Annotated in this window: 7 protein-coding genes; all 7 read right to left on the bottom strand. The window is 37.2% G+C overall.

All coding sequences use genetic code 11. From position 1 onward, the window contains the following. Positions 1 to 105: 105 nt before the first annotated feature. Positions 106 to 2,064 (bottom strand): heparinase II/III domain-containing protein, encoded by a 1,959-nt coding sequence (locus tag B2145_RS07770; RefSeq protein WP_291100567.1) that lies wholly within the window; start codon positions 2,062 to 2,064, stop codon positions 106 to 108. Between the two features lie 23 nt (positions 2,065 to 2,087). Beyond that, positions 2,088 to 3,998 carry a glycoside hydrolase gene (locus tag B2145_RS07765; protein WP_291100564.1) on the bottom strand — a complete coding sequence of 637 codons (1,911 nt, stop codon included), beginning with the start codon at positions 3,996 to 3,998 and terminating at the stop codon, positions 2,088 to 2,090. A gap of 128 nt (positions 3,999 to 4,126) precedes the next feature. Beyond that, on the bottom strand, positions 4,127 to 4,333 hold the full coding sequence (locus tag B2145_RS07760; protein WP_291100560.1) for a hypothetical protein: 207 nt from the start codon (positions 4,331 to 4,333) through the stop codon (positions 4,127 to 4,129). A gap of 253 nt (positions 4,334 to 4,586) precedes the next feature. After that, entirely contained in the window at positions 4,587 to 6,926 is a 2,340-nt protein-coding gene (locus B2145_RS07755; protein ID WP_291100558.1) for a glycoside hydrolase family 3 C-terminal domain-containing protein, read from the bottom strand. A gap of 161 nt (positions 6,927 to 7,087) precedes the next feature. Beyond that, positions 7,088 to 9,343, bottom strand: coding sequence for a beta-glucosidase BglX (bglX, locus tag B2145_RS07750; RefSeq protein WP_291100555.1), 2,256 nt, complete (start codon positions 9,341 to 9,343; stop codon positions 7,088 to 7,090). 45 nt (positions 9,344 to 9,388) lie between these two features. After that, positions 9,389 to 11,584 carry a GH92 family glycosyl hydrolase gene (locus B2145_RS07745; RefSeq protein ID WP_291100553.1) on the bottom strand — a complete coding sequence of 732 codons (2,196 nt, stop codon included), beginning with the start codon at positions 11,582 to 11,584 and terminating at the stop codon, positions 9,389 to 9,391. A 23-nt stretch (positions 11,585 to 11,607) separates the two neighbouring features. After that, positions 11,608 to 13,815, bottom strand: coding sequence for a GH92 family glycosyl hydrolase (locus B2145_RS07740; RefSeq protein ID WP_291100551.1), 2,208 nt, complete (start codon positions 13,813 to 13,815; stop codon positions 11,608 to 11,610). Positions 13,816 to 13,940 lie beyond the last annotated feature (125 nt).

Here is a 13,940-nt window from a genome sequence, read left to right as displayed (position 1 = left end):
ACTTTTATCATCAACAAGGTTTTTATATAAAAGAAAAGTGATGGTTACTTTACTATTTACTGAACAAGTCCGTTTCATTATATATGTTTTAATCATAATATCCCATTATTTTACTGAAAGAGCAGTTATTTTCAATGCCAATTTGCTCATTTTAAAGTATTTTAGCTTAATTAATATCCTGCTAACCCCTGAATTATCTGAATCTTGTACTGCTTTTGCTTTGGAAACATCTTCGATAAGGATTTCTGGTTTCACTTTCGAATTTATCACTTCAATTTTCAATTTCATTGATTTAACATTTTGCTCCAATAATGCACCATAAGGCTGAATACTAACTTTGGCCCCTGTTACCCATTGAAAAGTATATTCTCCTTCCTTTTCTCCACTTTCCCATTCATCTTGAATTACTATTGATTTATCTGGAAACATTTTTACTGTTCTGAAAACTTTCTCAACCTGTGATTTATAGAGTGAAGTGAGGTCAACAACATTACCAACAACGCCCTTTTTTTCTGATAATTTACTGATTGTTGCTAAACCCGAAACATCTTGTCTAGCATTATTGAATCGCAATATATTATGAGAATCCGGTCCCGGTCTAAAAGTGGTCCAACGGTTGCTGTCTTGCGTGTAATTCCACAAATCAAGTTTTGCTGCACGCATTTTATCGTAACTTTCGCCACCCAAATCCAATGCCCATCGCACTCCATTGGCTTCAAGAATAAAACTGCCCACATCCATGTGTCCATGCGAATTGTTTGGTGTACCGCCTTTTATGGCTATATAAGAAGCCAAAGGTTCGTTCCAAGCCGAGCGAATAACCGCCATTGGCATATGACCGTCGGCAGTCCAATGCAAGGGCAAAAAACTGTTTTTATCCATGGGTGGTAATTTTGGTTCCCACCACAATACTTCCAATGCAAAATGCCTGCTGTGGCTTTTTTGATTTTTAGAAACAGTATCGTTTAATACTTTATTTTTTGCTATTGCAATACTATTTATTTCATCGCGAGCGATTACTCTACTACCATTTTCTCTAGCAAACCAAAACATAATGGGTTCTGAAGTGTATCGTTCAGCAAGTGGCTTTGCTGACAATTGTGATCCTTCGTGTCCAGCATCTGAAAAGGGATATTCATAACCTGTTGGGCCACCAATTTGTGTAATAAAATTGGTTGTTTTTAGAAATCCAGGAAAGGTTTCCAAATTAAAAGAAGACCCAAATACGGATCGCAATGCCTCAATCATAACTACTTGAAAAGTTGTACCATAAGACCAATAAGCTGTGCCCTCTGCATAAGTACCATCCGGTGCATATACTGCTCCGTGATTGGGAATGTATTTGATGGCGCGTTCCACAATCTGTCGAGCTAGTTTGGGTTCACTCTCATAAATAGCCAATGCGCCTACCAATAATCCGCCGTTACAAACAGGATTCCAATTGAAGTTGCCATTCAACCAACTTTTATTCTCATTGCTTTCTTTTGCGTCAAGCGAAGGATTAATACCGTTTTTTATAATGGCTTGAGTAATCGTTTCTCTTTCGGCAGGTGTAAGGTCGTTGTACAGCCAATCATATCCCACACCAGCGGCCAAAGTTGCTTCGCCAACATCTAGAAAGTGCGTTGGACACCAGTCTGGTAATTCGGCCAATTGCATCAGCTCAGCTTTTGCACGTTCAAAATAGCGTTTGTCTCCAAAGACTCGGTAAGCCAACCCCAAAGTGAGTATCCTACCTTGAACATTGCGCACTTCACTAAATTTAAAACCGGTAGCAGGATATTCAATCTTAGCAGATTTCAAAGTCTTTTCTGCATTATTTTTCAATAACAACAATAGGTCTTTTGAAACCTCATCGTTTTGCAATTTCAACGATTCTATTCGGGAGTTGTTTGCAAACAACCGTGGATGAACTGGTACATTTTCCCATTGTTTTTCACTAGGATATACAGATGCGAAACCTTGAGATACTTTATGAGATTGTACATTACTTTGTGCTGAAATCTTTACTACAAAGAACAGTATCAGTAGCAAAATATCGATGTTTAATTTTTTTAAATGCATTTCCTGTTTTTTTTTAGGAAGTATTAATTCGTGAATGTTAAGAAGCTTTTTGCCTTAATTATTTTTCCTTCGAAAACAAAATCTTCATCACCAAAATTGACCAAAATTTTATTTCCCGAAGAAAATATTGACTCTTGCACCTTGTGGTCTGACGTAACAAACCGATGTGAAACCAATTCATCATAACCAATTTTCTGCAACCAAGGGCATACATTTTTGTAACTATCGATAAAGGTGTTTTTGTATTCCTCCCAACGATTGCGATCTAGATTCCATAAAGGTGCTGAGCCATAAAGCATATTAAAAAGGTCTTTTTTCCACCAAATCTCTGGTGTGTGATGATTTCCATCTTCCCAACGCCAAGAGGTAACAACTGCATCGTGATACACCAATTCGTAGAGAGGAACACGTGTATATTCGTTAATTGAATATTGTAAATATTTGTCATTTGCCACACGTGTTCCAATCATTTGCGTGGGACGAGGGTTACTTTTCCAATCTCCTGTATAATAAATGGTTCCCTTCTTTTCGATTCCTGAACCCCACCAAGTGCGTTGCAAAGTCATCATTCCGTGTACAAAAACACTGCTTGATCCCAAAAAATCGGCTCCCCATTCTCCACCCATAAATTGATGGTATTTATCAGCAATTAGATTGTAATTCTTTTTTACTTCATTTACAAACTGCTCTCGAGTTAGCGGATGTTTTTCAGAATAGCATTCAAATATTCCATTTGCCTGATAGACATCTAGAAAATAGGCTTCGTGTGGAAATTCATTTAATTCGCGTGTTACTCTTTTCTCTATTTCCGGTCGAATAGCCAAAGGACAGGATGTATGACCAAAGTTATTTGAGTAGGTTTTTCCATCTTTATCTCGAGTCACCAACTCATTAAACATTCCTGGATAAGAGATTCGAGACAAGCGCATTGGTCCTGACAAATCTTTCTTGGACATCACGGTATCACGCAATTTTAAATCAGTAAACAACTCATAAGCTCCAGGCACATAGCCCAATTCTTTAATCCTGTTGTCATAACCAATTTCGGGATAAGGAACATGATTGGGATCCCATAAAATTAATGCTTTGTCGATACCCGATTTTTTTAGTTCCTGTGCAAAACTCACTTCACGAGCATTATCCCAAACATAAAGATGTACGGCACCTATCATTTTTTCCAATGCTGGAGTTTTCTTTTGGTTCTCTTTTAGGGTAATCACCTGGTTCTTTTTCCAAATGTACTCGCGATACTTTTTAGCTTGGGCTACATAACCACCTTTATTAAAAAAGTGATAACTAACTTTGCGGTCGTAACCAAACTTACCCATCGATGGCATCCAAACTGTGGAAAAAGTAATCAGATTATCAACTTTTTGTGTATTTAAAATGGCGTCATAAGGTGTTTCTAAAATAGCCATATAACCCGTTTCAAATTGTTTGTCCACTATGCCCATCCACGCCATAGCAGTTCCACCACCGCAAAAATAAGGCCGATCAGTTCCAATTGGATATTCGCTATCATCTACTGGGAGTAACAACCCTTCACTGTCCGTTTGAAGTAGATAATAATTTTTATCTGGTGTGATAAATGCCGAAGGAAATTCAGTATTTTCAATAACCGTTTTTTTGTCGGCAATAACTCTCACTTCCAAAGTTGCTTTTGGGGTCAATGAATAAATGACTTGAAATGGAAATTTACCTTTAAGACTAACAGTTAAAACATTTCCTTTTTGAAACGTTTTTTTTACGACAAACAATTCCTTCAATGGCGCTTGATTCCAAACTTTATTACAGCGTTTGTCTGTCACACTCAAAAGAGCAGTTTGATCATCAAACTTCACCGTAAGATTGTCATCCGAAATGGTCCAAACTTTTGAAAATGCTTGAACTGAAATTAGGTTGAACAGAAATAGAAATAATATTTGTTTTTTCATTATTGTTTTTTTTATTGCAAAATTGAATTGTAGAATCACTTGCAGAATTAATTTTCCTTAAAATTATACTTGTTACTGAATACTCAATTTTTCAGTAAACTTTATGTCTGCTGAAGAAGCTCAAATAATTATTGAAAAAGTTTCTGTCTCCAAAACCTATTTCCGGTACTTAATGGACAAGTAGTTGAAAACAATTCTGGGTAATGCAAATCGTAAATAATGCTTCCGCCACCAGCAATAAAAAGTCCAGCTATAGCCCGGAAACGTTTTTCGGAACGAACACGATAGGTTTTTTCAATATTAAGAAATGAATTCCTGAAAGAAAAAATCTTCATAATTAAAATTTCCATCAATAGCATTGAAACATCACATTTTATCTGTTTTTGAAATCGGGTATCACGATGATTCTGGCTGTGGATTTGCCATCGGCAATGGCTTTATCAGCAATCTGGTTAACTTCGCCAAACTGTACCAGCTTGTTTGATCATCGCCAGCACCATATAAAAGGTACTAAACTGGATAACTGCAATTTGAACTCGCTATTTATACTAATAACGCATTTGAAACAATCAGCAGATTTATCCGATTTTATATACCTCGTAGCTCATCTTTAATTTCGTACAATGGCTGAACTTGATTGGTTACTTTTTCAGTAATTATAGATTTTGCCAAACTAAAATTTTTGCGTTGAATAATGTTGCGTGAGGAAACACCCACTTGAACCGAATATTCACCGGCTTCAGCTATCCAGGCTGCTTTGGACGGAATGTAAGAAGCCAAATCTTCAGCATTAATACTGAATTTAAGTGTTTGCGATTCACCCGGTTGCAGCAAGTTTGTTTTAGCAAACGCTTTCAGTTCCTTTGTGGGTTTATCAATGCTTTTTGCCGGAGCACTGATATAAAGTTGTACCACTTCTTTTCCGGCAACACTTCCCGAATTTTTTACCGTAATTATTGCAGTGATTTGTTTGTTGAATTTCGTGGAACTCAACTTCAAATTGTCAAAGATAAACTGAGTATACGACAGTCCGTAACCAAATTCGTAAGCAGGTTTAATTTTATAAGTATCATAATATCTGTAACCTACATAAATACCCTCGTGATAAACCAAAGAATCCGGTTGGTCAGCCCACGATTTCGGGAAACTTTTGGATGAAGGAACATCGGTGTACGTTTCGGGGAAAGTGATGGCTAGTTTGCCCGAAGGATTTACCTTGCCTGAAAGTAAATCGGCAATGACATATCCACCTTCTTGCCCGGGTTGCCAAGCCAAAAGTATAGCATCCACATCGTCTTTCCATCCGGCCATATCTATTACACCGCCCAAATTTAGAACTACAACTGTCTTTTTGCCCAGACTTTTAAAAGCAGCCGAAACTTGTTTAATTAATTCTTTTTCGGCAGGCATTAGGTTGTAATTATTTTCTAAATTTCTATCCGACCCTTCGCCTGCATTTTTGCCAATAGTAATAATGGCTATATCGGCATTGTTTGCTTGTTCTATAATCTGCTCTTTCGATAGTTCCAATTCGGGTATTTGTGGTCTTCCGGCTCCTGCATTTTTGGGTTTTGGTTGTTTGGCTTTATAGTCAACTAAATAATTGAGATACAGATTTTCCAAATTTTTATCCAAGGTGTAATCTGCCTTTTTTAAGCCCTGTGCCATAGAAATTATATACGCTTTATTTACATCACCACTTCCGGTACCTCCGGCAATTAAATCGTAACTTGTATTTCCAAATGCAGCAATTTTATGCGCCGTTTTTGCAAAAGGTAGAGTTTGGTTATTGTTTTTCAATAACACCATACCTTCTGTGGCTGCTTGTCGCGAAACCGCGGCATGAGCTACCAAGTCAGGTTTGTCAGAATATTGATATTTTCTGAAAGTAGGCGACAACAATACAACATTCAACAATTTTTCGATTCGTTCGTCCAATAACGACTCATCCATTTTCTTGTCTTTTACAGCGTTCAAAATACTATTGATTTGGTCGAGCCGTCCGGGCATAATGAGCGAGTTTCCTGCCAGAATTTGCTCAACATAATTTTGCCCTGCGCCCCAATCCGTCACCACAAAACCCTTGAATTCCCACTCGTTTCGGAGAATATTGATTATCAAGTCCTTCCTTTCGGCAGTAAACGTCCCATTCAGTTTATTGTACGATGTCATTACTGTCCAGGGATTTGCATCTCGAACAGTCATTTGAAATGTCTTGAGGTAAATTTCACGCAAAGCACGTTCACTAACAATGGAGTTGCTTCTCATCCGATTGTTTTCGCTGTTGTTGGCGGCTAGGTGCTTGAGCGAAGTTCCAACCCCATTCGATTGTATGCCTTGAATGATAGCCGTTGCGGTTTTTCCTGTCACCAGTGGATCTTCGGAGTAATATTCAAAATTCCGACCGTTCAGTGGGTTGCGTTGAATATTCACACCCGGCGCAAGTATTATATCAATGCCGTACTCAAGCACTTCATTACCAAAAGCTTCACCAACTTTTTTTACCACAATTGGGTTCCAGGTTGATGCCAATAAATTGCCCACCGGAAAGCCGGTTGCGTAATAGGTATTAATTGAATCGCCTTTTCTGATCGGAGATATTCGTACTCCAGCGGGGCCATCGGCCATTACCAGCGAAGGAATGCCCAAACGCGGAATGGCGTACGATAGTCCGGCAGCACCCGGCACTTGACGCTCGGTGAAACCAATAATGCCTTCGGAGGTATTAATACTTGCAGCATTGGTTGCACCTGAATAATTCGGACCGACTACCATTCGGACTTTTTCGTCTAATGTCATAGCTGCAATTACATCTTTTATTGAATTTTTGCCCAATTGAGGCAAATTGTTATTCCCGTTTTGCGCACTAATCGACAATGTACAAAGACTGACGTAAATAGTTAGAAAGAATTTGAATGTGAATTTCATAAATTATTTTTTATTGATGTAATTTTCAGCAATGAGTATTCCCAAGATAGCATTGTTTTAAATATCTGTATTCATCTACTTTGTGGCTCTAATAATAGCTCTAAAGCAGCCAATTAACTCTGCCTTAAACGGTTAATTAAATCCTCCTTTGCTAGTTCTTCTTACTTAATGCTCAATTTTTCAGTAAATTTTATGTCTGCTGAAGAGGCTCCAACCATTATTGAAAAAGTGCCGGGTTCCAAGACCCATTTCATATCTTTGTTATAAAACGAAAAATCCTTTGGTGTTAAAATGAAATTTACAACCTGTTTTTCTCCTTGTTTCAATGAAATTTTCGCAAAACCTTTCAGCTCTTTTGCTGGTCTCGAAACGGAAGACACATCGTCTCCTACATACAATTGAATGACCTCTTCTCCTGCAACATTACCTGTATTTGAAACCTCTACACTAACATTTACAGATTGATTAGGGTTGATAATAGGACTTGATAATTTAAGATTCGAATAGGTAAATTCTGTATAACTCAAGCCATATCCAAAGGGAAATAATGGTGTGATTGGAATGTCTAAATATTTGTTGGTCCATCGCACATTTTTGTTAGACTCATTTACATCGTGAGATGTTCTTTTGTAATTATAGAAAATTGGTATTTGCCCCATATTTCTAGGAAAGGAAACTGTTAGCTTACCTGATGGATTGTATTTTCCAAGTAGTATATCAGCAACTGCAAAGCCACCCATTGTTCCCGGTTGCCAAGCTTCTAAAACTGAACTTGATTTTGAAGTGATATTTTGAATATCAAACGGTCGTCCATTTATAATTACACTCACAATTGGCTTACCTGTTTTGCTAATAGCGTTGATTAATTCTTCTTGTGCTCCCGGTAGATTAATATTTGAAATACTTCCAGCTTCACCACTCATCCAAAACTCTTCACCCACAACCAAAATCACGACATCCGATTCTGATGCTAATTTTACTGCTTCGGGAATCAGCTCAAGCCCTTTTGGTTCAAAACCGTCCAATTTCACTCCTTCAGCATAGTTAATTTCAACAGAAGAGTCAACACTCTGCTTCAACCCATCTAAAACCGAAATCACGTCTTCTGGTTTCCCTTGAGAATAGGTTCCACCCCACCACGATAATAAATCTTTCTTGCGGTTTGCAAGAGGTCCAATGACAGCTATTTTTTTTATACTTTTATTTAATGGTAATAACTGATTCTCATTTTTTAAAAGCACCATACATTCACGAGCCGCTTTTCGAGCAAATTCTAGATGCTCGGCACACATTAATGTTTCCTTTTCTCTTTTTACATCGAAAAATTTATACGGATTATCAAATAATCCTAATTTATACTTGGCTATTAAAACCCGTTGTACTGCCTTATCTATTACTGAAATACTTACTTTACCTTCTTGTACCAATTCTTTAAGATGTTTTAGAAATAATCCGCTGGTCATATCAACATCTACTCCTGCATTAATCGACAGTAAAACAGCCTCTTTTTCATTAGCAGCAACACCAATTTTAACAAGATTACGAACCGTTTCCCAGTCTGTTATCAACATACCATTAAAACCTAACTCTTTACGCAAAATTTCTTTCAGCAACTTTTGATTGGCTGTGGCTGGTATACCATCATAGGCAGAATAAGCAGACATTACACTCCCAACACCTGCATTGATAGCTGCTTTAAATGGAGGTAAATAAATTTCCCTCAGTGTTCGTTCCGAAAAATCAGCAATATTGTAATCACGACCTGCCAATGCGGCTCCATAACCAGCAAAGTGCTTCACACAAGCCATCACGTTTTGTCCACTAGACAAATCTTTGCCCTGAAAACCTCTTACTCTTGCAGCAGCTACAAAACTGGCGTAATAGGGATCTTCGCCAGCACCTTCAACAATCCTACCCCATCGAGGGTCATTGGTTATATCAACCATTGGTGCATACGTAAGATGTATACCACTTGCCGAGGCTTCTTTAGCTGCAATACTTGCCGATTTTTCAATTGTCTCTAAATTCCAACCGGCAGATTCTCCCACTGGTGAAGGAAAAATGGTTTTGTAACCGTGAATAACGTCTTCCTCAAAAATTAATGGAATGCCTAATCGAGATTGCTCTACAGCAATTTTTTGAAGTTGAAAATTGTTTTCGGCTCCATTGCTTTTCAGAATGCTACCCACTTCTCCTCGCTTGATTTTATCACTTAGGGAATTAGTCGTGTTATTTTCATTTACATAAGTCGCTAAATTAAGCTGACCCACTTTTTCCTCTAAAGTCATTTTTTGGATTAGGGCATTGGCTTTTTTTTCCATTGTAGACGTATTTTGAGCTGTAATAACTCCAATTGAAAAAGTGAACAGCAATACAATTTTTGAAATTCTTACTTTCGCTTGATTATTTTTTTTCATTTTAAATCTATTATAAATCCGTAGTTATTCTTTTTTAATATCAAATTATTTATCACTTATTGATGGTGGCACTGCATTAGACCCCCAATTTGAAGGTTTTGCTCCCATCACAAATTCAAATTTTGCACCATTTACAATGTCATCGTGTGTAAAAAATGATTTGTCGTAATTTTTACCATTGAGTTTAGCCGATTGAATATAAATATTTTCTTCCGACGCATTTTTTACCGAAATAATAACGTCTTTTCCGCTTTCTAAATGGATGGTTGTTTCCGAACAACTTGGGCTACCAATTATGTATAAATTCTGTCCTGCAACTGGAAAAATACCCATTCTGCTCCATAGATACCAAGCCGAAGTAGTGCCACTATCATCATTCCCTGGTAAGCCATCATATTTATCTGTAAAATTATCGGAAGTTGCTTTTCGAATAAATTTCTGTGTTAAATCTGGTCTGCCTGCCCAAACAAAAAGGTAAGCCTGCAACATACAAGGTTCGTTATACGCTTCATAATGGTTGGATACTGCATTGGTTAGATTATTGATGAATTGTTCTTTTCCCCCATTCAAATCAATCAGTCCTTTTATATCGTGTGGAGCAGAAAAACTCCAGGTATAGGCATGTCCTTCGTAATAATTGGGTCCGGTTTCATTATTTAATGGATCGAATGGTGTAACCCAAGTACCATTTGCATTTTTCCCACGCATCAATTTCAAATCATTATCCCATAAATTTTTATACCAAAAAGATCTGTCTTTAAATAACTCCTCTTCTTTTTTAGTTCCAAATTTTTTGGCCAATTGATAAGCGCAAAAGTCGTTGTAAACGTATTCAAGGGTGCGGGAAACAGTTATTCTTTGATTTATATCAATTGGTATATAATGGTATTGGGTATAATATGGCAAGGCAATTCTGCCGGCATGGTCTACTTTCTTATTCGTAAAGCTTGTGTCTGTTGCATTCTTCTTTACAGCTTCATACGCCAATTTATAATCAATTCCTTTTAGTTTTTTCACAAAAGCATCGGCAAATAAAACATCGGTATTTGTGCCAACTTGAGTGAATTCTCTTTGTAAACTACTGTGTGCATCTGCCAACCATCCGTCATGTTTGTATACATCCAGCAAAGTGTTCAACATATCGGTATGTTCCTTTGTGCTAATAAGAGTTAGCAATGGACTTACGGTTCTAAATAAATCCCATACACAAAGGAAATTTTCATAGTAGGGTCTTTTATAATCAAATACAGGATTTTCACCTGTCCAATCGTCTTGAGAGAGTAGTGCGTGATACAATGAAGTATAAAAAATTCGGCTATTTACGTCAGACATTCCTTTGACTTCAATTTTTCGCAACTCGTTCTCCCATTTCATATTGGCTTGACTTTTAATTTGATTAAAATCCCAATGGGGTATTTCCTTTGCAACATTTTCTTCAGCTTGTTGGGTGCTTATCATCGAAATACCAACTTTCAGATTTATTTGTTGCCCTTCTTTGGTTTTGAAATTTAAGTAGGCTCCAATCTCATTACCAAGTATTTTATTTACACCATCGTGATTAACATTATCAGACCAGGTTCCAAAGCAATCGAATGCTGTATCGAAAACAGCATAGAAATAAACCCTCCAAGGTTTTTTTGTTGATCGACCGCCACTATAAGTACCATAACCATACACTACATTTTTCGAAGGGTCGACGTGTATTTCGCCTCCAATTGGCTGGCTTGAATTCCAGTTTTTTGCAACACCATAAAGCGTAGCCCCTACGTCAATTAGTATATGTGACGATTCACTTTGGGGAAAAGTATATTTATGAAAACCTGCGTGAGCAGTAGAAGTTAGTTCAGCAGTTGTTCCATATTTTTTCAATTGCACCTTGTAATAACCCGGTGCTGCAATTTCTTCTCCTTTGTCAGAACTATGGTTTAAGGGCACTATCGCGCCAGTAGTTGGCATAACCTGGATATTGCCGTACATAGGACCACCCATTCCAGAAATATGCAAGTGAGAAAAGCCTTTGATTTCCTTATCTTTTTTATATCCCGAAGCTCCACTATTGTATTTGGTATCCGGACCTAGTTTCACAAAACTGTGGGGTAAGCAGGCACCTGCAAAAACATTTCCCTCGCCCAAAGTTCCAAGAAAAGGATCCACGAACCGCGTTAATTTTTCTTCTAGAGCTTTCTGCGCAAAAGCACTTATCGCCAAGAATAAAAACGATATGGTTATTATGTTTCTCATTAGATTTAATATAACAAAGTCTTTTATTTTTTGATTATTGCCTTATCTCCCATTACAAACTCAATCGTTCCACCATTGGCAATTTCCTCGTGAGTGAACCAAAATTTGTCCCATACCTTGCCATTTATTTTACAAGATTGTATGTAAATATTTTTGTCGGATGCATTTTGAGAGGTAATCGTCAACACTTTTCCATTGCCAAGGGTCATTGTTGCTTTTGGGAATGATCCACCAGTTAAGTAATAAATATCTTGTCCAGCATTAGGAAAAAATCCCAAAGATGAAAAAACATACCAACTGCTCATGGCGCCACTATCTTCGTTTTCGGGATAACCTTCTAGGGTAAAACGATCTTTCATTAATCTACGAATGTAAAAATTCGCCAGATCGGAGCGATCAGCATAATGAAAAGCGTGAACCGCTAAAAATGCAGGTTCATTGCTGTAATCAACCAAGTTGTTTTCAAAGGCATATTGTAACTTTTTGGCAAAGACTTCTTTACCACCCGAAATTTCGACCAATTTCTCAAACTGATGAGGAACGAAATAGGAATAGGTCCACGAACTGGCTTCGTAAAAATAATCTTTCCAAGAGCCCCAGTTCTTTTTTATGTCGATGGAAATAAAATCCCCTTTTAAGTTTTTTGGTGCTATAAATCCTTTGTGTCCATCGCTTTCGGCTACTGGATTCCAAAGATTTACCCATTGTTTAGAGCGGTTTAGATACTTTTCATAATCTGCTTTTGTCCCTAATGATTTTGCCATTTGTGCAGCACAAAAATCATTGTAGGCATATTCCAGTGTTATCGAACAACTCATTTTGCCAGCTGGAATCCAACCCAACTCTTTGTACTTCATGCCGTTGTCAGACTTGTCAATTCCATTTCGTTCGTTATCAGCATTGAATTTCATCACTTTATAGGCTTCATCCCAATTTACCCCTTTTATGCCTTTCATATAAGCATCGGCAATTATGTTGTCGATATTGTTCCCACCTTGCTCGGCCATCATATCATTCCCCGCTACATAAGCATCTTTTACTTTGCCATTTTTTTTCAATCGAGCTATAAAGGAATTTATTGTACCGCTTACCATATCAGGATTTGTCAAAACTTTCAAGGGATAAAGTGTACGCCAGGTGTCCCACACAGCCAAATGATCGTCCCAAACCGGTACGTCTTTATCAAAACCAACCATGTCATTGGTCTTGTTACGAGGCATGATAGAAGCATGATAGGATGCAGTGTAAAAAATTCGTTTTTCAGCATCAGTACCTCCTTCAATTTTTATTTTTCCTAATTCCTTATTCCAAGATTTTATGGCATTTTCTTTAATTGCATTATAATCCCAAGCTGGAATTTCTGCATCCAACCAAGAAGTTGCTTGTTCGACGCTTTTCATCGAAACGGCAACTTTCAAATAAACAACTTCATTTTCTTTTGTATTATATTGAACATACGCTCCAATACGATCTTCTACTTTTTGAGCCTCTTCGTTTATTTGCCCCTGATTAATTTTTCCGTTAATAAAAGTACCTTTGGATTGAGGTGCCTTACTCAATCTCATACAAAAGAAAATTTTGTATGGCCCATTTGAAAAACCTCCGGTATATTCTCCATATCCTTTAATTTCAGTGCTAGTAGAGTTGGTAAATGTAACTTTTCCACCTAAAAAATTCCCGTTTGCCGATTTCATAACAGAAGCAATATCAGTAATATTATGACTCACATCCAACAGGATATTTGATTTTTTCGATTTTGGAAAAGTAAATCTATAAATTGCCGAATGTGTTGCTGGAGTAACTTCCGTTTTGATTCCATAACGACTCAAATCGACACTATACTCATAGGGTTTTGCCACCTCATTCTCTTTTGGCGAATCGTGTTCGGTTTCGCCAACGGCCAAACCCACTTGAGGCGATATAAATACTTGACCATATTTCCCCCAACCGGTGCCACTTACATGTAACTGACCGAAACCACGAATGGAATTTCCCATAACATAACCATCCATGTCAGAAGTATTATTACCTGGTAAAGTTTGTGGGCTTGGATTTATAGATCCATTGGGCAATTGCGGTCCAAGTACACAACTGCTGTTTTTATCTCTAACCCCAATAAAATTATCTACATAATCCACTGGATTTTTGCTGTGTTTTTGTGCAATTGTGCATTGAGAAAAAACAATAAGTATCAACCCAATAAAATAAGACTTTATATTAAAAAAATTCATAATCAATAATTCAATTAGTTAAAAATATCATTGTAACAAATAGTAGATTCCAAAAATAAATAATAAGATATTTACTGCTAAAGTTCAACTTCTTTAGAAACACCTTATCAAAAAACATATTTAAA

It is taken from the genome of Flavobacterium sp. UBA5153 (genome assembly GCA_002413745.1).
Lineage (GTDB): Bacteria > Bacteroidota > Bacteroidia > Flavobacteriales > Flavobacteriaceae > Flavobacterium.
Note: the sequence above shows the minus strand (reverse complement) of the source record. Positions and strands in the feature narration are given on the sequence as shown.

Excerpts from the sequence above, each read along its gene's own strand:
- B2145_RS07770 (WP_291100567.1), bottom strand. The coding sequence starts at position 2,064 with ATGCATTTAAAAAAATTAAACATCGATATTTTGCTACTGATACTGTTC.
- B2145_RS07765 (WP_291100564.1), bottom strand. The coding sequence starts at position 3,998 with ATGAAAAAACAAATATTATTTCTATTTCTGTTCAACCTAATTTCAGTT.
- B2145_RS07760 (WP_291100560.1), bottom strand. The coding sequence starts at position 4,333 with ATGAAGATTTTTTCTTTCAGGAATTCATTTCTTAATATTGAAAAAACC.
- B2145_RS07755 (WP_291100558.1), bottom strand. The coding sequence starts at position 6,926 with ATGAAATTCACATTCAAATTCTTTCTAACTATTTACGTCAGTCTTTGT.
- bglX (WP_291100555.1), bottom strand. The coding sequence starts at position 9,343 with ATGAAAAAAAATAATCAAGCGAAAGTAAGAATTTCAAAAATTGTATTG.
- B2145_RS07745 (WP_291100553.1), bottom strand. The coding sequence starts at position 11,584 with ATGAGAAACATAATAACCATATCGTTTTTATTCTTGGCGATAAGTGCT.
- B2145_RS07740 (WP_291100551.1), bottom strand. The coding sequence starts at position 13,815 with ATGAATTTTTTTAATATAAAGTCTTATTTTATTGGGTTGATACTTATT.